The 18,407-nt window shown below is 45.5% G+C and carries 18 protein-coding genes and 1 pseudogene; 12 read left to right on the forward strand and 7 right to left on the reverse strand.

Annotated features, from left to right (window positions below):
• Positions 1–40 precede the first annotated feature (40 nt).
• The 4 genes from AC07M6_RS06760 to AC07M6_RS06775 all read left to right on the forward strand — a co-directional run bounded on the left by AC07M6_RS06760 (position 41) and on the right by AC07M6_RS06775 (position 3,058).
• Positions 41–1,270, forward strand: a complete 1,230-nt coding sequence (locus AC07M6_RS06760) for an FtsX-like permease family protein (protein ID WP_494888226.1) — start codon at positions 41–43, stop codon at positions 1,268–1,270.
• A 9-nt stretch (positions 1,271–1,279) separates the two neighbouring features.
• Entirely contained in the window at positions 1,280–1,699 is a 420-nt protein-coding gene (locus tag AC07M6_RS06765) for a hypothetical protein (protein ID WP_494888227.1), read from the forward strand.
• Between the two features lie 106 nt (positions 1,700–1,805).
• Entirely contained in the window at positions 1,806–2,180 is a 375-nt protein-coding gene (rbfA, locus tag AC07M6_RS06770) for a 30S ribosome-binding factor RbfA (protein WP_494888228.1), read from the forward strand.
• A 185-nt stretch (positions 2,181–2,365) separates the two neighbouring features.
• Positions 2,366–3,058, forward strand: coding sequence for a peptidoglycan DD-metalloendopeptidase family protein (locus AC07M6_RS06775; RefSeq protein WP_494888230.1), 693 nt, complete (start codon positions 2,366–2,368; stop codon positions 3,056–3,058).
• On the opposite strand, the gene AC07M6_RS06780 is transcribed toward AC07M6_RS06775, so the two are convergent.
• Positions 3,055–3,642 (reverse strand): Crp/Fnr family transcriptional regulator, encoded by a 588-nt coding sequence (locus tag AC07M6_RS06780; protein ID WP_494888231.1) that lies wholly within the window; start codon positions 3,640–3,642, stop codon positions 3,055–3,057. The genes AC07M6_RS06775 and AC07M6_RS06780 overlap by 4 nt on opposite strands.
• Before the next feature lie 312 nt (positions 3,643–3,954).
• On the opposite strand from AC07M6_RS06780, the gene AC07M6_RS06785 reads away from it, so the two are divergent.
• Positions 3,955–4,635, forward strand: coding sequence for an HAD family hydrolase (locus tag AC07M6_RS06785; RefSeq protein ID WP_494888233.1), 681 nt, complete (start codon positions 3,955–3,957; stop codon positions 4,633–4,635).
• A 42-nt stretch (positions 4,636–4,677) separates the two neighbouring features.
• On the opposite strand, the gene infB is transcribed toward AC07M6_RS06785, so the two are convergent.
• The 4 genes from infB to AC07M6_RS06805 form a co-directional block, all read right to left on the reverse strand.
• A complete protein-coding gene (infB, locus tag AC07M6_RS06790; RefSeq protein WP_494888234.1) occupies positions 4,678–7,674 on the reverse strand; it encodes a translation initiation factor IF-2 in 2,997 nt (998 codons plus the stop codon).
• 61 nt (positions 7,675–7,735) lie between these two features.
• On the reverse strand, positions 7,736–8,971 hold the full coding sequence (gene nusA / locus AC07M6_RS06795) for a transcription termination factor NusA (RefSeq protein ID WP_494888235.1): 1,236 nt from the start codon (positions 8,969–8,971) through the stop codon (positions 7,736–7,738).
• Between the two features lies 1 nt (position 8,972).
• Positions 8,973–9,446: a ribosome maturation factor RimP gene (gene rimP, locus AC07M6_RS06800; RefSeq protein WP_494888236.1), complete on the reverse strand. Its 474-nt coding sequence runs from the start codon at positions 9,444–9,446 to the stop codon at positions 8,973–8,975.
• Between the two features lie 91 nt (positions 9,447–9,537).
• Positions 9,538–9,957 (reverse strand): hypothetical protein, encoded by a 420-nt coding sequence (locus AC07M6_RS06805; protein WP_494888237.1) that lies wholly within the window; start codon positions 9,955–9,957, stop codon positions 9,538–9,540.
• Positions 9,958–10,061: 104 nt separating this feature from the next.
• Here AC07M6_RS06805 and AC07M6_RS06810 point away from each other — a divergent pair, with 104 nt between their 5' ends.
• From AC07M6_RS06810 to AC07M6_RS06835, 6 genes are all read left to right on the forward strand, one after another.
• Entirely contained in the window at positions 10,062–11,537 is a 1,476-nt protein-coding gene (locus tag AC07M6_RS06810; RefSeq protein ID WP_494888238.1) for a sensor histidine kinase, read from the forward strand.
• A gap of 4 nt (positions 11,538–11,541) precedes the next feature.
• Complete coding sequence (locus tag AC07M6_RS06815; RefSeq protein ID WP_494888239.1) at positions 11,542–12,630, forward strand: redoxin domain-containing protein; 1,089 nt, start codon at positions 11,542–11,544, stop codon at positions 12,628–12,630.
• A 124-nt stretch (positions 12,631–12,754) separates the two neighbouring features.
• Positions 12,755–14,254 (forward strand): TlpA family protein disulfide reductase, encoded by a 1,500-nt coding sequence (locus AC07M6_RS06820; RefSeq protein ID WP_494888240.1) that lies wholly within the window; start codon positions 12,755–12,757, stop codon positions 14,252–14,254.
• Entirely contained in the window at positions 14,254–14,937 is a 684-nt protein-coding gene (locus AC07M6_RS06825; RefSeq protein ID WP_494888241.1) for a LytR/AlgR family response regulator transcription factor, read from the forward strand. Before AC07M6_RS06820 ends, AC07M6_RS06825 begins: the two co-directional genes overlap by 1 nt.
• An 81-nt stretch (positions 14,938–15,018) precedes the next feature.
• A complete protein-coding gene (gene ffh / locus AC07M6_RS06830) occupies positions 15,019–16,344 on the forward strand; it encodes a signal recognition particle protein (RefSeq protein WP_494888242.1) in 1,326 nt (441 codons plus the stop codon).
• 242 nt (positions 16,345–16,586) lie between these two features.
• Positions 16,587–16,814, forward strand: a complete 228-nt coding sequence (locus AC07M6_RS06835) for a helix-turn-helix domain-containing protein (protein ID WP_494888243.1) — start codon at positions 16,587–16,589, stop codon at positions 16,812–16,814.
• A 15-nt stretch (positions 16,815–16,829) separates the two neighbouring features.
• Here the strand turns inward: AC07M6_RS06835 and AC07M6_RS06840 are convergent.
• Positions 16,830–17,315, reverse strand: a pseudogene (locus AC07M6_RS06840) (magnesium chelatase subunit ChlI family protein); the annotation flags it as partial.
• A gap of 5 nt (positions 17,316–17,320) precedes the next feature.
• Between AC07M6_RS06840 and AC07M6_RS06845 the strand changes: the two are divergent.
• A complete protein-coding gene (locus AC07M6_RS06845; RefSeq protein ID WP_494888244.1) occupies positions 17,321–17,779 on the forward strand; it encodes a helix-turn-helix domain-containing protein in 459 nt (152 codons plus the stop codon).
• Positions 17,780–18,013: 234 nt separating this feature from the next.
• Here the strand turns inward: AC07M6_RS06845 and AC07M6_RS06850 are convergent, their stop codons facing one another.
• Entirely contained in the window at positions 18,014–18,274 is a 261-nt protein-coding gene (locus AC07M6_RS06850; protein ID WP_494888245.1) for a hypothetical protein, read from the reverse strand.
• Positions 18,275–18,407: the final 133 nt, after the last annotated feature.

An 18,407-nucleotide genomic window follows, 5' to 3' on the forward strand; every position in this document is an offset into this window, starting at 1 on the left:
CCCCCTTTAGGGGGCCGGGGGGTTTCCTATCTTTGCAAACGTGAACACCTCCCTGTACATAGCCAAAAGATATTTGTTCTCGCGCAAGAAAATGCACGCGATCAATATCATATCGGGCATATCCATGTTAGGGGTTTTTGTGGGCAGCGCGGCGCTGATCATGATCCTGTCGGCATTTAACGGGCTGGAGGATGTGATCCTGTCACTATACAGCAACTTTACACCCGAGATAAGGGTAGAGCCGCGCGAGGGCAAAACGTTTGATCCCAACACACCCTATTTTAAAAGCCTGCACCAGGATGCGCGCCTGTTTTCCTATACGGAAGTATTACAGGAACAAGCACTGATAAAATATGGTGATAAACGCTTTGTAGGCGTAGTGCAGGGTGTAAGCGATGCCTTTTTAAGTAATAAACAATTAGACAGTACCGTACAGGATGGCTCTTTCACCCTCCACTCCGGCGGGCGCGATTATGCCGTAATTGGCGCTATGGTGCAAAACAGCTTGTCGGTTAGTGTAAAAAACCAGTTTGATAACGAATTGCAGATCTTTTCGCCACGGCGCAATGTGGTCAGCTCAACTAACCCACTTAACGAATTTGAAGTACGGCGGATCCCTATTTCGGGGGTTTTCTCCGTGCAGCAGGATTTTGATGATATCATTGTTACCCCCATCAGCTTTATGCGCGATCTGCTGGACCAGCCCATAGAAGTATCGGCCCTTAACCTCAATTTTAAGCCCGGTATCGATCTGAAAAAGATGGAGCGGGAAATAAGTGAAAAAGCAGGCGGCAAGTACATCATTAAAAACCGCCGCGAGCAAAACGCCGCCCTGTATAAAACTTTAAATGTGGAGCGGTGGTCGATATATATGATATTAACTTTTGTGGTTATTATCGCTATATTTAACATTATTGGCTCGTTAACCATGCTGGTAATGGATAAGCAAAAGGATATTGCCATTTTAACCAGCCTGGGTGCCGGCAAAAAACTGATACAGGGCATCTTCTTTTTTGAAGGGATGATGATATCCATGATTGGTTGCGTGGCCGGCATAATAGCCGGAACCATATTTTGCCTGGTGCAAAAACAATTTGGCCTGATAAAAATGGGCAGCAAAATAACGGTGATGGATGCCTACCCGGTGGCCATTAAGTTTATTGATTTTATAATTGTATTTTTAACTGTTACTATTATTGCTGTAATTGCATCGGGTATCAGCGCGCGGCTAAGCATAAAAAGGCTGGACGATATTAAGCAGGAACTATAAATTGAACTGATGAGGACGATATTGAACAGGGTACTATTATTGCTGGCCATGTTAGCGCTTTTTGCTTGCAATAACCCGCAAACCAAACAGGCAGAAAAAAAGCCGCAGCCGGTTATTTACCGCGGCTTATATAGCTTTGGCCCCGAAGTAAAATCATTTAAGGATTGCGTTACCGGACACGAGTTTTGGGCGGCCGATAGTTCGGCCAAACTGGAATTAAGTTATTCGCAGCTTAATTTTGAAAAACCTTATGAGCCCGTTTATGTTGAAGTAGAAGGCCGTAAAGTAAAATCTGGCGAGGATGGCGCGGCCTCCGAGTTCGATAGCACTATTGTGGTAACCAAACTGATAAAAATCACAAAGGATATACCCGACGATATGTGCAATACCGAGCCCAAAGCCGATAGCGCGAAGCAGAAAGCTAATTAACAAAGTACTTACCGAAGCTTAGCCCGGTGCTGTTGCTTCAATAAAAATCAACCTTGGTGCAGGTAAAAAGCTTTGCTTTCTGCTTTCACCTTTAGCCTAAGAAAACATGGAATCAAAACGTCAGCAAAAATTCGCCGGGGTAATACAGCAGGACCTGGCCGCTATATTTCAGCGCGAAGGCAATGGATATTTACCCAATACCATGGTTACCATTACCAAAGTAAGGGTTACCCCCGACCTGGCGCTGGCCCGCATATTCCTGAGCTTTTTTAATAATGCCAATACCCAGCTGGCTTTACAAACCATCAAATCGCACGCTAACGAGATCCGTTATAAGCTGGGCGCCCGTATTAAAGACCAGGTAAGGGTGATCCCCCAGCTGGAGTTTTTTGTGGATGATACCAGCGAGTATGTAGAGCGTATGGATAAGATCTTCGATAAGATCAGCAAGGAAGAACGCCAGAAGGAGCCGGAGGAATAGTTGTTATTTAAAAAGCAATGTCATTTCGATAGAGCAAGCGGAGGCTTGTGCGATGGGGCGAAAGAGAACTATCTCTTGACCGGAGGGAAAAAATCTTCTACGAGCGACAGTTGTAACGTATAAGATTTCTCCTCACCCACTACTTTAAACCCACCTCGGTTCGTCGAAATGACATAGCGTCTTTTATGGATAAACACCAGCAATTAACCCAATACATCCAAACCCATCCCGAAACAACAGGTAAAGTAGTGGATTATAACCCTGCTGCGGATAACCTGTATACCTTTGATTTTACCGCCGGCAATACGGAGTTATCTCCCGATGATGTGGCCGATACCCAAAAGTTCAGCGCCTGGGTTAAAGCAAAGCTGGCTGAAGGTAATTATAAATACGGCATAGGCGGCTATATGGAACACCGCACCCTATACGCCCGCAGCGCGCTGTTTAACACAGATGAAGAGCCCCGCCGGCTGCACCTGGGTATAGATATATGGGCAAACGCAGGCACACCCGTTTATGCGCCTTTTGCCGGGCAGGTACATAGCTTTAACAACAATAACAACTTCGGCGATTATGGACCCACCATTATCCTTGAGCACGATTTAGATGGACTGACGCTATACAGCCTTTACGGCCACCTTAACCGCGAAAGCCTGAAGGGTTTATATCCCGGTAAAACGATCTCGCAAGACCAACAGCTTGGCCTATTTGGCGCCGCAGATGTAAACGGTAACTGGCCACCTCACCTGCATTTTCAACTGATGTTTGATATTGGCGATTGGCGCGGCGATTACCCGGGCGTAGGGCGGTTCTCTGAAAAGGAAAAACTAATGGCTAATATTCCCGATCCGGAGCTGGTGTTGCGGTTTAATCGTTAATCCCTGCTCTTAGCCATTTCGGCCCGGGCCCGGCTTAAAAACTCGGGGCTTACGCCAATGTAGGCGGCAATTTGTTTTTGCGGCAGGTGATTGATCAGGGTAGGATAGCGGTTGCAAAAGATCTTATACCGCTCCTCGCCTGTAAGACTAAGACGGTCTATCAGCCGCTGCTGGTTGGCCACCAGCGATTTTTCGGCCAGGATGCGGAAGAAGCGCTCGAATTTGGGTAACTCCCTGTATAACTTTTCCTGGTTTACTTTTGATAGCAGCAGCATTTCGGTATCTTCCAGCGCCTCTATATTCAGCACCCCGGGTTGCTGACTGATCAGGCTGTACATATCGGCCATCCACCAATCAGCCGGGGCAAAGCTTAATACATGCTCGGTGCCGTTTTTATCAATGTTGTATCCGCGTAAGCAGCCATTGGTTACAAAAGCCGAATGTTTACATACTTCGCCCTGTTGCAATAATAATTCCCTTTTCTTCAGCTTTTTGGGCTGTAAATAGGCCGTGAATTGCTGCTGTTCGGCATCGTTTAGCTGGATGTGTTTACAAACGTTAGCGATAATGAGTTGGAAAGACATGCACGAATTTACCATTTTACCTCATCATTTAGGCAGTGTCATGCCGAACTTGTTTCGGTATCCCACTTACAAGGTGTAAAGTTTAGTGGCTATTTAACCACAAAGCGCACAAAGGTAGAACCACAAAGAACACAAAGCCATTAGTTAATTAAATTGCTAAAATCTTTGCGGCCTTTGTGTTTGCCGCAATCATATTTCTTGGTGGCCTTTGTGGTTAAATTTCCATTAAAGGACATAAAGCCAAACTAAATTTTGAATAATTTTTCTAAAATGCACCTTTTGATACTAAGCAAATTTGTTAAACTTGCGGGCATGACTACCTACCCAAAAGCATTGCTATTCGACCTGAACGGCACCATGATTAACGATATGGATTTTCATAGCCGGGCCTGGTGCCAGATATTAAACCATGACCTTGGCGGCAATTTCAGCATGGCCGAAGTAAAGCAAAATATGTACGGCAAAAATCAGGAATTACTGGTGCGCATGTTCGGGTCCGATCGCTTTACACAGGAAGAAATGGACAGCCTTTCGGTTGAAAAAGAGAAACGTTACCAAAAAGAATACCTGCCCCAACTGGCGCTGTTACCCGGGTTGGCCGAATTTTTAGACGGTGCTTACCAGGCCGGTATCCCCATGGCTATCGGTTCGGCAGCTATCCGTTTTAATATTGATTTTGTGCTGGATAATCTGAACATCCGCCATTATTTTAAATCGATAGTCAGCGCCGAAGATGTGATATTAAGCAAACCCAATCCTGAAACATACCTCAAAAACGCTTACGAATTAAACGTTCACCCCGAAGATTGCCTGGTGCTGGAAGATGTGCCCAAAGGCGCCGAAGCAGCCCGCAATGCAGGTATGAAATGCGTAATCTTCACCACCACGCACGAGGAGCATGAGTTTACACACCTGGATAATGTGCTGCATTTCTCGCCCGATTTTACGGCTCCATATTTTGAAGACCTGATAAAAAGTAAAAGGGAGTTATAATTGACTTATAACTCCCTTTTAATATGACTAAAGTATGTAACCTTACAGTTTACGTTTAACTTCTACGTTTTCGTAAGCTTCAACAATGTCGCCTACTTCAATGTTGTTAAAGTTATGGATGTTTAAACCGCACTCGTAACCCGCATTCACTTCTTTCACGTCATCTTTATAACGTTTCAGTGAAGCCAGTTCGCCGGTGTAAACTACTACGCCATCGCGGATGATACGGATCTTGCTGTTACGGGTGATCTTACCATCCAATACCATACAGCCGGCGATTGTACCCACCTTGGTAATTTTGAATGTTTCGCGAATCTCCACGTTAGCAACGATCTTCTCTTCAAACGTTGGCGCCAGCATACCTTCCATCGCCGCTTTGATCTCGTTGATCGCGTCGTAAATGATAGAGTACAGGCGGATATCGATCTGCTCCTGCTCGGCCAGTTTACGGGCGCCGCCTGAAGGGCGAACCTGGAAACCAATGATGATCGCATCGGAAGCCGAAGCCAGCAATACATCCGATTCGGAGATCTGACCAACCGCTTTCGAGATGATGTTCACCTGGATCTGATCGGTCGATAGTTTCAGTAATGAGTCAGATAATGCCTCGATAGAACCATCCACGTCACCTTTAACAATAATATTCAGTTCCTTAAAGTTACCAATCGCTAAACGACGGCCAATTTCATCAAGGGTAATGTGTTTTTGTGTACGTAAACCTTGTTCGCGTTGTAATTGCAGGCGTTTGTTGGCAATTTCACGTGCCTCCACTTCGCTTTCCAGCACGTTGAATTTATCACCCGCTGTTGGCGCGCCCTGCATACCTAATACCTGTACCGGCACCGATGGGCCAACCTGGTTAATACGCTGTCCGCGTGCATCGGTTAACGCCTTTACACGGCCGCTGTAACAGCCTGCCAGTATCGGGTCGCCTACGCTTAATGTACCTGCCTGTACCAAAATGGTGGTCACAATACCACGGCCTTTATCTAAAGCAGCTTCAATTACGGTACCAACGGCGCGTTTGTTAGGGTTAGCTTTCAGCTCTAATAATTCAGCTTCCAGCAATACTTTTTCCAGCAGCAGGTCAATATTCAAGCCCATTTTGGCTGATATTTCCTGCGTTTGATATTTACCGCCCCACTCTTCCACCAAAATGTTCATGGCAGATAGCTGCTCACGGATCTTATCGGCATTAGCGCCCGGACGGTCAATTTTATTGAATGCGAAGATAATAGGTGCACCGGCAGCCTGCGCGTGATTTATGGCCTCGCGGGTTTGCGGCATCACACTGTCATCAGCAGCAATTACAATGATAACAATATCGGTTACCTGGGCGCCACGTGCACGCATAGCGGTAAACGCCTCGTGACCCGGTGTATCCAGGAAGGTAATTTTACGGCCATCCTCTAAAGCAACATCATAAGCACCGATGTGCTGGGTAATACCACCCGCCTCACCGGCAATTACATTGGTTTTACGGATAAAGTCCAACAGTGATGTTTTACCGTGATCGACGTGGCCCATAATGGTCACAATCGGCGCACGTGGCACCAATGATTCCGGCGCATCAGGTTCGTCAAGGCTACCCTCTTCATCCTGTGGTTTCACAAACTCAACCTCGTAACCAAATTCATCGGCCACAATGGTCAGGGTCTCTGCATCCAAACGTTGGTTAATGGATACAAACATGCCCAAACTCATACAGGTACTGATGATCTGCGTAACCTGTACATCCATCATAGATGCCAGTTCGTTAGCAGTTACAAACTCGGTAACCTTTAATACTTTGGATTGCAGTTCGCGTTCCAATGCATCTTCTTCGGCACTTGCAGCTACATCATCACGTTTTTGACGACGGAATTTTGCACGCTGGGCAAACTTGCCCGATTTACCCGCACCACTTAAACGTGCTAAAGTTGCCTTAATCTGGTCTTGTATTTCCTTTTCTGAAGGTTCTTCCTTCGATCCGGCGTTAGACGGGTTATTAGTTATCGGTGTGCGGTTCCTGAAATCAGGACGGCCCGGTGTATTGGTTAATGGTTTAGGCCTGTTTTCAGTCCTGTTACCACCGCCTTGTCCCTGGCCGGGTTGTCCGCCACCTTGTTGTGGCTGGTTATTGCCACCCGGGCCTCCGCCTTCCTTACGTTTGCGTTTGCGTTTATGATCGGCATTGTTTGCCGCGCCCGACGATGCGATAGGATTATTGCTACGCCTTGCCGGGTCTACAGGCAATTGTATTTTACCGATAATGGTTGGGCCGCTCAGGCGTTGTGCCTGCGCGCGGATCACTTCATCATCTGCTTCCGCTTCTACCTGTGGTGCAGCGGGTGCAGCAGCAGGTGCTGGTACCTCAGCGGCAACCGGCGGAGCGGCTACAACAGGTGCTGGTGTTGGTTTTGCAGGTTCCTCGGCTTTAGGAGCAACGGGCTCGGCTGGCTTTGGTACTTCGGCAACTACCTCAGGTTTTTCTTCAACCTTAGGGGCAACAGGCTCAACAGCTTTTGGCGCTTCCACCACAACAGGTTTTTCTTCAACCTTAGGTGGTGCAACCGGTTCAACAGGTTTTGGCGCTGGCGCAGGTGCAACGGCAGCTGGTTTTTCTTCCGGCTGGGTTTTGCCAATATTGTCCAGATCTATTTTACCTACCACGGTTACACCCGGCAGGGAAGCTTCAACACGTTCCTGCGGTTTTGGTTTTTCAACCGGTGGCGGGGCAGTATGACCTGTGTTTTTTATTAAAATCTCTTCGTTCTCAAAATCTTTTGAACGATGGCTTTCAAATGGTTTGGCAGGAGCAGGCTCTACAATATCTTCACGGCGTATTTTGCCAATGTTAATCTGTTTAGCTTCTTCCTTAATTATTTTGTCGGCAGCAAACTCCTTTAACAATGTGGTATACATGTCACTATCCAGCTTGGCCATCGGTTGTTTTTCTACCTTATAGCCCTTTGAAGCCAGAAAATCGACAATGGTATTCATACCAATGTTCAGTTCTTTTACTGCCTTTATTAATTTTATTGATTTGTCTTCTGACATTTATTATTATTTCTCGTCTTGATTTTATGCAAAAATACGATTTTTTAATTGGTAATCATTGTTATTCAAACTCGGCCTGCAGAATTGATAACACATCCTTAATGGTTTCTTCTTCCAGGTCGGTACGTTTAACCAATTCGCCAACGCTAAGTGCCAGTACAGATTTTGCTGTATCCAACCCAATGCGTTTAAATTCGTCAATGATCCAATCTTCAATTTCGTCTGAAAATTCTTCAATATCCACATCCTCTTCGTTCTCACCTGCTTCGCGGTAAACATCAATTTCGTAACCGGTTAACTTGCCGGCCAGTTTAATGTTGTGCCCGCCACGGCCGATGGCTAATGATACCTGGTCGGGTTTTAAATACACGGCCGCGGTTTTCTTTTCATCATCCAGTTTAATGGACGTGATTTTAGCCGGCGATAATGCGCGCTGGATATATAACTGAATATTGTTGGTATAGTTTATTACATCGATATTCTCGTTCTTTAATTCGCGAACGATGCCATGGATGCGTGAGCCTTTCATACCTACGCAGGCGCCTACCGGATCGATACGGTCATCGTACGATTCTACAGCTACCTTGGCACGCTCGCCCGGTTCGCGGACGATCTTTTTGATGGTGATCAAACCGTCAAAAATTTCGGGTACTTCCTGTTCAAACAAGCGTTGTAAAAACTCGGGGGCAGTACGCGATATAATGATCTTTGGATTGCTGTTCAGCATATCAACCTTATATACCACCGCTTTTACATGGTCGCCTTTTTTAAAGTAATCGGCCGGGATCTGTTCGGTTTTTGGTAACAATAGCTCGTTGCCTTCATCATCCAGCACCAAAGTTTCCTTTTTCCAAACCTGGTAAACTTCGCCGCTTACTACTTCGCCCACACGATCTTTATATTTTTTAAAGATCTCGTCTTTCTCTAATTCTAAAATTTTAGATACCAGGGTTTGGCGTGCAGCCAGGATAGCGCGGCGGCCAAAGCTTTCCAGGGTGATCAGCTCTACATATTCGTCGCCAACTTCCAGGTCGGGATCAAGGGTTTTAGCTTCAGCCAGTTCAATCTCCAGGTCGTCATCTTCACTAAATCCGTCTTCCATAACCACGCGCGTGCGCCAGATCTCGAGGTCACCATTATCTGTGTTAACAATTACGTCGCAATTCTCATCCGTGCCATATTTTTTCCTGATCATGCTCCTGAAAACATCTTCAAGCACACTCATCATCGTTGGACGGTCGATGTTTTTAAAGTCTTTAAACTCCTGAAAAGACTCAATTAAATTAATATTGCTCATTTTATTTGAATGATATTAAAACTTTGATTTCCATTATCTGATCCATCGGGATAATAGCCTCGGCAATAGCGGCCTTTTTCCCTTTTTCTTTTATTTGTTCTTCTATTACAATATTTGCTGCATTCACCGCCAGCAGTTTACCTTCTTTTTTAATGCCATCAGCCATTTTTACGGCTACTGTGCGGCCAATGTTTTTAGTGTATTGCCTTACCAGCATCAGCGGCGTATCAATACCCGGCGATGATACTTCCAGGTTATATGCTTCTTCTATCACGTTCTCCTCTTCCAGCTTAAAGCCTACATAGCGGCTTACCTGCGCGCACTCGTCAATGCCCGCCCCGCGGTCGCCATCCAGTAAAATAACGGCGTGACGGCCAACCGGGTTAAACCTTACATCCACCACAAAAATATCCGGCCTTTCAATCTCGGCAATCTTTTCTTCGGCCAGTTCCCTTATTTTTTTTTCTATATCCATAACCGCTAAATCGGCAAAATAAAAGAGGGGACTATAGCCCCCTCTCCTGTATTAAATGCAAATATAGTGAATTTTTTATTATTCCAATTTCTTAATACTTAAAAATCAATTCGGTATAGGTTGGTTTCCCGGTTTCGCGGCGGTGCAGCACCAGGTCCATGCTGGTTATTTGCTCATCGTACCTGTAGTAACGTGCAAAATAGGTTTGCCCGGGTTTAAAAAGGGTATCGGGGATAAAGGCTATCTCTTTTGCAGTTATCTGGTACTTTCCTTTCATGGGTTGCTGGTAATTGCGCATATCGGTGTCGGCCGGCATGGCAAAAACAGGGAATAGGCTCTGCAAGGTTTCCATCGGTAAACTATCCCGCTTAATCCCGTTAAGGGTGGTTTCAGTAAGGCCGGACACCTTTACCATATGCCTGGTTTTATCAACCATAATACTGACGGGATTGGCCGGCTTGTTTCGGCAGGCGGCAAGGAACAGCAAAGCGAGGATGACAAATCTTTTCATTTGATATAAAGGTAAATAAAATACAGCAGGCCAGCTCATCACATTTTTTAAGCCCTTCGTCACATTTATTTTTTGTTGAGTAGTAATGGCGGTATGCTTGTACCATGAAATACAGGAACATAGAAATAACCGTAGTGACCATTGTGCTGGTTGTAGCGCTTTATAGTTTACTGGGCGACCTTAACCGGTACCTCAGCGGCTGGCACCCCACGGGCGATGCTTACCGCTACAACCGCTTAGCCTCATTAGCTTTAACTTACTTTTCGCTGTACATATCGTTTATATGGGTGGCTTGTTCGTTGCCCGACAGGTTTATTGTTAAACGGCAGTGGGGCAGGGCGGGCATCAGCCTTATCATTGGCTGGATGGTGCTATGGCTGCTCTTGTTTTTGGGCGATTTTATAGCAAAGCCTTACAAAACCAACGCGGGTAACGATCTGTACAACGAGTTTGGTACAAGCCTGGGTATTTATATAATACTGCTTATTTACCAGGCGTTTAAACACATAGCCATATGGGTGCTCACCCGCGACCAGTTAAAGCAATCGTGGAAACAAAACACCATGGCTACCGAAGTGGTTTGGTTTATATTACTATGGGGGATATGCCTGGTAACCTGCCTGTTTTTGCAGGCCTATTGGGGCGTAAGCATATTTGTAATGCTGATGCTGCCCTGCATATTTTTGGTGTACCTGGCGGGTTTATATTGGTTAATACCGCAATACTATCAGCGGGTTGATAATGTATCGTTTTGGGCGCGGGTTGTTTTAACTACCCTTGTTATTAATATCCCCCTTAACGGGATCTATACCACAAGGTGCACAAGGGGTGGCAGCCTATTTGTTTCTGCCGAGCTTTTCCTCCTTTTCTGGCTGTTGCAAATGGCCGTTATTATCCCCATATGCCTTCATATTTATAATTTACGTAAAGAACGCAGTGCCGAATTATCCGGTTTGAAAACCGAACTGGGTACCACCAGCGCCAACCTGCAATACCTGCGATCGCAAATTAACCCGCACTTTTTATTTAACGCGCTGAATACCTTATACGGTACCGCCCTGATGGAAAAGGCCGATAAAACCGGCGAGGGCATCCAAAAGCTGGGCGATATGATGCGCTTTATGCTGCATGAGAATAACCAGGATAAAATTGCCCTGAGCCGAGAACTGGATTATCTGCATAACTATATCGACCTGCAAAATATGCGGCTGGCCTTATCGCCCGAGATCAGCATCGAGATACAAATTGAGGAGATTATTGGCTATTACGAGATTGCCCCTATGCTGCTGATCCCTTTTGTGGAAAATGCTTACAAACATGGCATCAGTCTGCAGGCGCGGTCATGGATCAACGTTAACCTGTATAAAACCGAAAACGTACTGCATTTAGATGTGCACAACAGCATCCACCCGGTAAACCTTAACGACCCGGAGCGTTATCAATCAGGCACCGGGCTGGATAATGTGAAGCAACGCCTGCAACTGCTTTACCCGCAAAAGCACGAGCTGATGATCAGGCAGAATGCCAAAGAGTTTTTTATCCATCTATCTATCACATTGAACACACAAAAACCACAATAATATCATGAAAAAAATATACTTCATCATCCTGCTGGCATTGGCATTTACCCGCGGGCAGGCACAAAATTTTGTACTGAAAGGGCATACTACTATGGCCGACAGCCTGAATATCATGTTCAGTAATGGCATGGGCAAAATAGATACCTTAACCGCCCGTTCCGGATATTTTGAACTACAGGGGCGGTTAACCCATCCTGATATGTATACCATTGTTTTGCAAGATAAGCTGCATCCGCGCAAATATGTAAAGCAGGACATGTTTATCGAAGGTGGTGAAATTACGGTTGAATGCGATTTTAAAAAGCGTATGCTGAACTACAAGTTACAGCAAAACAAAACCAATTTAGCTTACCTGGAATACCGCAAGCGGTTTAACCCGCTGGTTAGGGTGGCGCGCATGGCCATCGACTCGTCGTATGTGGAAGGTAAAACTGCCGGTGAAAAGAAAATCTACAGCGCGGTGGTGGCACGTGTTAACCAAATTGAAAACGACGTGGCCCTGCAATTTGTAGGTGAGAATACGCAAAACATTGTAGGCGCTTTTGTTGCTTACAGCAACCTGCGCAGCTTACCTGTTGACCAGTTAGATTCTGTTTATCACCTGTTCGACCCGCTATTGCAAAACACCCGCTTTCTTAAAAGTATTGCCGAACAGGTAAGGGGCATACGGGCATCTATGACGGGTCAGGCCGCCCCGATATTCGCACAAAATGATGTTAAAGGGAAGCCGCTTTCGCTGGATAGTTATAAAGGCAAATATGTACTAATAGATTTTTGGGCATCGTGGTGCGGCCCCTGCCGGGCCGAAAACCCTAACCTGGTGGCTGTTTACGATCTGTATAAAAACAAAAACTTCAGTATTTTAGGCGTATCGCTTGACGAGGATAAAACAGCCTGGCTTAAAGCCATAAAGGACGACAAACTTACCTGGGACCATGTAAGCGACCTGAAAGGCTGGCAAAACGAGGCGGTGAAACTATATGCCGTAAGCGCTGTGCCGCAAAACTTTTTGATAGACCCGCAGGGGAAGATCATTGCACAGGGTTTACGGGGCGAGGCATTAAAAACGGCATTGGAGAAGTACCTGAAGTAGGTGTTGACTCACCCGGTCTGCGCTACGCTGGACCACCCTCTCTTCGCCTTTGGCGGAAAGAGGGGCTTAAGAAAGCCGACACTCCGGCGGACAATAATTTAATCAGTATATCAATTATCATCTCATGAAAAAAACAATCATTACCATAAGTATCTTCTTAACCACACTCGGCACCTTTGCCCAGTTTAAATTCAGCGGCAAAATTGAGCACTTAGCCAAGGCCGATACCATTACCCTGAACATCCCTTTTGTTTACGGCTATTACCGGGAAAACAATGTGCAGATACCCGTCGACCGCCAGGGCAACTTCAGCGTTAACCTGCCTTTAAACGCACAGAAGTTTGGCCTGCTGGAATATAATGGACATAGCCTTACTATGCTGCTAACGCCGGGTAAAAATCTGGCAGTTACACTGGATACCGGTGGTGTGTTTAAAACCTTTGGCGGCACGGCAGCAACCGAGAACCGGTTGTTATACAACGTAAAACTGAGCGAGATCCCGTTCTTTTCAAATGGGACCCGTCAAAACAGTCCGTATGCTAAGCTAACCAATGCCGAAGTGCAGGAAAAAGTAATTAAGCCCTGGCTGCTTGCACGCGACCAGCATATCAAACTGGTGCAGGCAAGTGCTTTATCTGTACACGATAAGTCGTTGATCAGCTCGGAAATTAAGTATAATGCCTATGTGCAACTGAATTCTTTTGTGCGCGGAATTATGAACGTGGACAAAACTCAAATAAACGATTTGATACAAACTATTTTTGACGGCGTTAAACCCGAACCTGATGTTTGGCCGGCCGGACCGATGTATTATTACTATGCCGATAGTTATTTAAGTTACCTGGACAGTAAAGCGTTTGCCAAGTACGGGCCTGCTGATGAGGGTGGTAAGGCAGCCTTCCTGGGGTTGTATAAAATAAGTCTGGACAGCGCTACCAAACTGGTGAAGCTGAATGGAAAACCTTATATGAAATGGTATTTGTTAAACCTGAATTTTAGTAAACGCGTAGGCGAGCAATACCTGGCCCAGGTTATATGGACCCAAAGCCATAATAAGAACCTGGCCCAGGTTGAACCACTGATGCGCGATTTTAAAGTTAATTTCCCTGACAGTAAGTACACCGCGCTTTTGCAGGAAAAAAAGAATGCCCTGGCATTGCTGAACAACACCAATCTCGCTAACCGAAACATTAAAGTATTTGATGGTTACCAAAAGGTAAAATCTATTTACGAAGTGGTAAACACCCTGAAAGGTAAAGTGGTTTACCTGGATATATGGGGTACCTGGTGCGGGCCCTGCAAGGAAGAATTGCGCTATAACCCGCAGCTAAAAGCGCATTTTAAGGATAAGGACGTGGCCTTTGTTTATCTGGATATGGATGATGACGTAAAAGACGCCGAGTGGCAAACGTTTATCAGGGTGAATGAATTAACGGGTACCCATCTGCGTAAAAGCAATCCCGAGATCCAAAAGTTTTGGGAAGAGCTGCAGCCAGATAAAGGCAGGCGCGGTTTTTATCCAACCTACTTTATTTTTGATAAAAATGGTAAGTTAGTGCAGGTGGATGCCAAACGCCCAAGTGAAGAGGCCGCTTTGTATGCCCAGCTTGAAAAGTATTTGTAATGATAAAAGCCATAGCTGTTGATGATGAGCCCCTTGCGCTGGAAGTGATCCGCTCGCATGCCGCGCGGGTGCCGTTTATGCAGGTGGTGGCTTATTTTACCAATGCTTTTGAAGCGATTGATTTTATAGCGCGCGAGCCGGTAGACCTGCTGTTCCTGGATATCAAAATGCCGGATATTTCGGGTATTGAACTGGCAGAAGGATTGCAGCATAAACCGCTGATTATTTTCACCACGGCTTATGCCGAGCATGCCGTAACCAGTTATGAGCTGAACGCGATTGATTACCTGCTGAAACCATTTTCGTATCCCCGTTTTTTAAAGGCCTGCCATAAAGCGCATGAACAGCTCTTATTAAAACAGGGCAGCAAAGCGCCGGTTACGGATAGCATCTTTATTAAATCGGGCTACGAGCAAATTAAGATCAGCTTTGATCAATTGCTTTACCTGGAGGGCGGCGGTAATTATATGAGCTTTATCCTGGCCGACGGCCGAAAGATCCTCTCGCGCCTCACCATGGCAGATGCCCTAACTATACTCCCCGCCAGTATTTTTGTGCGGGTGCACCGTTCCTATATCGTCAATAAAAATAAGATAGACCGGATAGAGCGGCATCAATTACACATCGCCAAACAAATAGTGCCCGTGGGCAGCGCTTTTGATGCAGGAATGATATTGAAATAACCGGCTTATCCCGCTTGTCATCTATGGTTAATTAACTACCTTTGTATCCGCAAATTTTTGATACTAAAGTACTGATATATAATGTTTGAAAATCTTTCAGATAAGTTAGACAGGGCGTTTAAGGTCCTGAAAGGACAGGGAACCATTACCGAGATAAACGTAGCCGAAACCATGAAGGAGATCCGCAAGGCCCTTCTGGATGCCGACGTTAACTATAAAACCGCCAAAGCTTTTACCGATGATGTAAGGCAGAAAGCCATTGGGCAGAATGTACTGACCAGCATATCGCCCGGCCAGTTGCTGACCAAAGTGATGAACGATGAGCTGACCGCTTTAATGGGCGGCACAACTGCCGAAGTTGCCTTAACTGCTCCCTTAACCATTATCCTGATAGCGGGTTTGAACGGCGCGGGTAAAACCACTTTCAGCGGTAAGCTGGCTAACTTTTTAAAAACACAGAAAAACAAAAAGCCTTTACTGGTAGCCGGCGACGTTTATCGCCCCGCGGCTATTGACCAGCTGGAGGTATTGGGCGGACAGATCGGGATCCCGGTTTATGCCAATCGCGAATCGACCGACCCAATTGCTATTGCCCGCGAGGGTGTAGCGCTGGCTAAGCAGAACGGCCATAACGTAGTGATTATAGATACAGCCGGCCGTTTAGCGATAGACGAAGCCATGATGGTGGAAATTGAGCAGGTAAAAGCAGCCGTTAACCCGCACGAGATTTTATTTGTGGTAGATGCCATGACCGGTCAGGATGCTGTGAACACCGCTAAAGTGTTTAACGACCGCCTTGACTTTACCGGCGCCGTATTAACCAAGCTGGATGGCGATACCCGTGGTGGCGCTGCGCTGTCTATCAAATCGGTAGTGAACAAGCCGATTAAATTCATTGGTACGGGCGAGAAGATGGAAGCGCTGGACGTTTTCCACCCCGATCGTATGGCTTCGCGTATTTTGGGCATGGGCGACGTGGTTTCGTTAGTGGAACGCGCCCAGCAGCAATTTGACGAGAAAGAAGCTGCCGAGCTACAAAAGAAGATCCGCAAGAACAAGTTCGACTTTAACGATTTTTACAGCCAGATACAGCAGATCAAAAAAATGGGCAACATGAAGGATCTGATGGGGATGATACCCGGCGTAGGCAAAATGATGAAGGATGTAGAAGTTGGCGACGATGCCTTTAAAAATATCGAAGCCATTATCCAATCCATGACCCCGCACGAAAAAGAAAATCCGGATGCCATTAATCAAAGCCGCCGCACACGCATAGCCAAAGGATCGGGTACTAATATCACTGAAGTGAACCGCCTGATCAAACAGTTTGAAGATATGCGTAAAGTGATGAAGCAAATGAGTAATCCCGCCGCTATGGCCAACATGATGCGCAGAATGCCTAAATAAGGTTAAAGCTGAAAGGCGAAAGCTAAAAGATTAAGAATGGGAAATCCCCTGGCATTGTGTCAGGGGATTTTTGTTTATATACCCAGTGATTTAATGATCACAGCATTTAAAATATCGTAATATTTTAATAATATTATTTAATACGTTAAAATTGTAACTTGTTTGTGGTATAAATATAATTTATAAGCCCGCGCCAAACAACTTATTATTTATAAAGTTATATAGGGAAAATATTCAACCCTATGAAACATCATGTTGATTACAGCCACGTGATCAGGCAATTACTGGCAAATATTAGATATTATCGCGAAACGAAGCGGTTTACACAACAAGCCGTAGCAACCCATTTGGGAATCTCACAAAATGCCTACAGTAAAATTGAGCGGGGAGTTACCGAATTGACCATCAGTAAGCTTTTCCTTATCGCCTTGTTTTTAGAAGTGCAATTGTACGATGTGTTAAAAGTATAAGTTTCGGCTTAATCACTACCCGGCCCAGCCTTCCCTATCCAAACTTCTGAAGTGGATGGCCTCGGCCAAATGCTCTAACAATATTTCTTCGCTGCCGGCCAAATCGGCAATGGTGCGGGCCACTTTCAGGATACGGTCGTAAGCACGTGCGGATAATCCCAGTTTTTCCATCGCTTTTTTCAACAGGGTTTGGCCTGCGGTATTGATCTTGCAGATATCGCGTACCATTTGCGGGTTCATTTGCGCGTTGGCATGCAGATCAGGTTTGTTGCCGAAGCGTTGGCTTTGTACATCCCGGGCTTTAATTACCCTGTCGCGGATCAGTTCACTTTTCTCGGCTAAACGATCGGATGCCAGTTCATTAAAGTTTACCGGGGTAACTTCCACGTGCAGGTCTATACGGTCAAGCAGCGGACCGGAGATCTTGCTCAGGTACTTTTGTACCGTTCCCGGCGGGCAGACACATTCTTTTTCAGGGTGATTATAATAGCCGCAGGGGCATCCCTGTGAGAACATTTCTCCCAGCCCGAAAGAAAGCGAAAAAGCCCCAAATGGTCTACACGGTAAAGGCGCCCGATGTTGCGAATACATTGGGCGAACATATCAGAAAGAAACGAATAGAACAAGGGCAATTTCAAAAAGAGGTCGCGGAGCTTTTGGGCGTAAGCGAAGACACGGTTACGTTTTGGGAGAAAAACAGGTACGAGCCACGGGTGCGGCACTATCCCAAAATCATTGCCTACCTGGGCTATTATCCGTTTACCCACGAGACGGAAACGCTTGCGGGAAAGCTGAGGCAAATTCGTTATTGGCATGGTTGGAGTTTTCGGAAATGTGCTGCACATCTCTGCATTTCGGAAGATGCCGCAAAACGATGGGAGCGCGGCAAGCCTATCGCTCTTTCCGAAACAAGAATGCTCATTGAGAAAGTTTACGATAGTGTAAAAGCAAACACCCCTATGTAGGGGTGTTTTTATTTGTCCTATTGGAGAGTGGACATTAAATGTTTTCTTAAAATCGGATTGCAGGCTACCTCTCGCAATGCTATTAACCGTTCAAAGCTGCTTGTGAATTATAAATCATTTTTCAATCAATACAAAAATACTTTTCTTTCTGGATACCGCGGGTAGATAAATATACTACGCTGCATTTTCGCGCCATTTAGAGGTTCTATACTCGCGCTAAATGGAGAGGATAAATTAATCTGCGAAGTGATTTTTTAACAACCATGCATACTCCTCCCTCGAAACATCAGGGCTGAGAAGATTACTCGCATACTCTTTAATGATTTTAATGCACTCGTCTTTCAAATCCGGATCGACATTTTTATAATCAAAAATAATATGTGCTGTCCAAAGAGCTACAAAATACTGGTCTCCTTGAAAGTTTTCAGAAAACTTAAGCAATCCTAACTCCTCAATATATTTATTTCCTATGTCAACAACTGCTTTATATTCCATAGTGTCATATTTTGCGGTATTTGAAGGTGTAATACCATTTAACGTATTATACCGACACTGAAGCACATATTGATAGGTAGTGTCCAATATCAATTTTAGTTATCAATAACTGGAAGGAGTATCTGTTCTTATT

This window comes from Mucilaginibacter sp. GW821-FHT07H05 (genome assembly GCF_059418485.1).

Bases quoted from the DNA above. Each gene is read 5' to 3' on its own strand.
- nusA (WP_494888235.1), bottom strand. From the start codon at position 8,971: ATGAGCAATATTAATTTAATTGAGTCTTTTCAGGAGTTTAAAGACTTT.
- AC07M6_RS06805 (WP_494888237.1), bottom strand. From the start codon at position 9,957: ATGAAAAGATTTGTCATCCTCGCTTTGCTGTTCCTTGCCGCCTGCCGA.
- AC07M6_RS06820 (WP_494888240.1), top strand. From the start codon at position 12,755: ATGAAAAAAACAATCATTACCATAAGTATCTTCTTAACCACACTCGGC.
- AC07M6_RS06775 (WP_494888230.1), top strand. From the start codon at position 2,366: ATGGATAAACACCAGCAATTAACCCAATACATCCAAACCCATCCCGAA.
- AC07M6_RS06785 (WP_494888233.1), top strand. From the start codon at position 3,955: ATGACTACCTACCCAAAAGCATTGCTATTCGACCTGAACGGCACCATG.
- AC07M6_RS06835 (WP_494888243.1), top strand. From the start codon at position 16,587: ATGAAACATCATGTTGATTACAGCCACGTGATCAGGCAATTACTGGCA.
- rbfA (WP_494888228.1), top strand. From the start codon at position 1,806: ATGGAATCAAAACGTCAGCAAAAATTCGCCGGGGTAATACAGCAGGAC.
- rimP (WP_494888236.1), bottom strand. From the start codon at position 9,446: ATGGATATAGAAAAAAAAATAAGGGAACTGGCCGAAGAAAAGATTGCC.
- AC07M6_RS06815 (WP_494888239.1), top strand. From the start codon at position 11,542: ATGAAAAAAATATACTTCATCATCCTGCTGGCATTGGCATTTACCCGC.
- infB (WP_494888234.1), bottom strand. From the start codon at position 7,674: ATGTCAGAAGACAAATCAATAAAATTAATAAAGGCAGTAAAAGAACTG.
- AC07M6_RS06810 (WP_494888238.1), top strand. From the start codon at position 10,062: ATGAAATACAGGAACATAGAAATAACCGTAGTGACCATTGTGCTGGTT.
- AC07M6_RS06825 (WP_494888241.1), top strand. From the start codon at position 14,254: ATGATAAAAGCCATAGCTGTTGATGATGAGCCCCTTGCGCTGGAAGTG.
- AC07M6_RS06850 (WP_494888245.1), bottom strand. From the start codon at position 18,274: ATGGAATATAAAGCAGTTGTTGACATAGGAAATAAATATATTGAGGAG.
- ffh (WP_494888242.1), top strand. From the start codon at position 15,019: ATGTTTGAAAATCTTTCAGATAAGTTAGACAGGGCGTTTAAGGTCCTG.
- AC07M6_RS06780 (WP_494888231.1), bottom strand. From the start codon at position 3,642: ATGTCTTTCCAACTCATTATCGCTAACGTTTGTAAACACATCCAGCTA.
- AC07M6_RS06765 (WP_494888227.1), top strand. From the start codon at position 1,280: ATGAGGACGATATTGAACAGGGTACTATTATTGCTGGCCATGTTAGCG.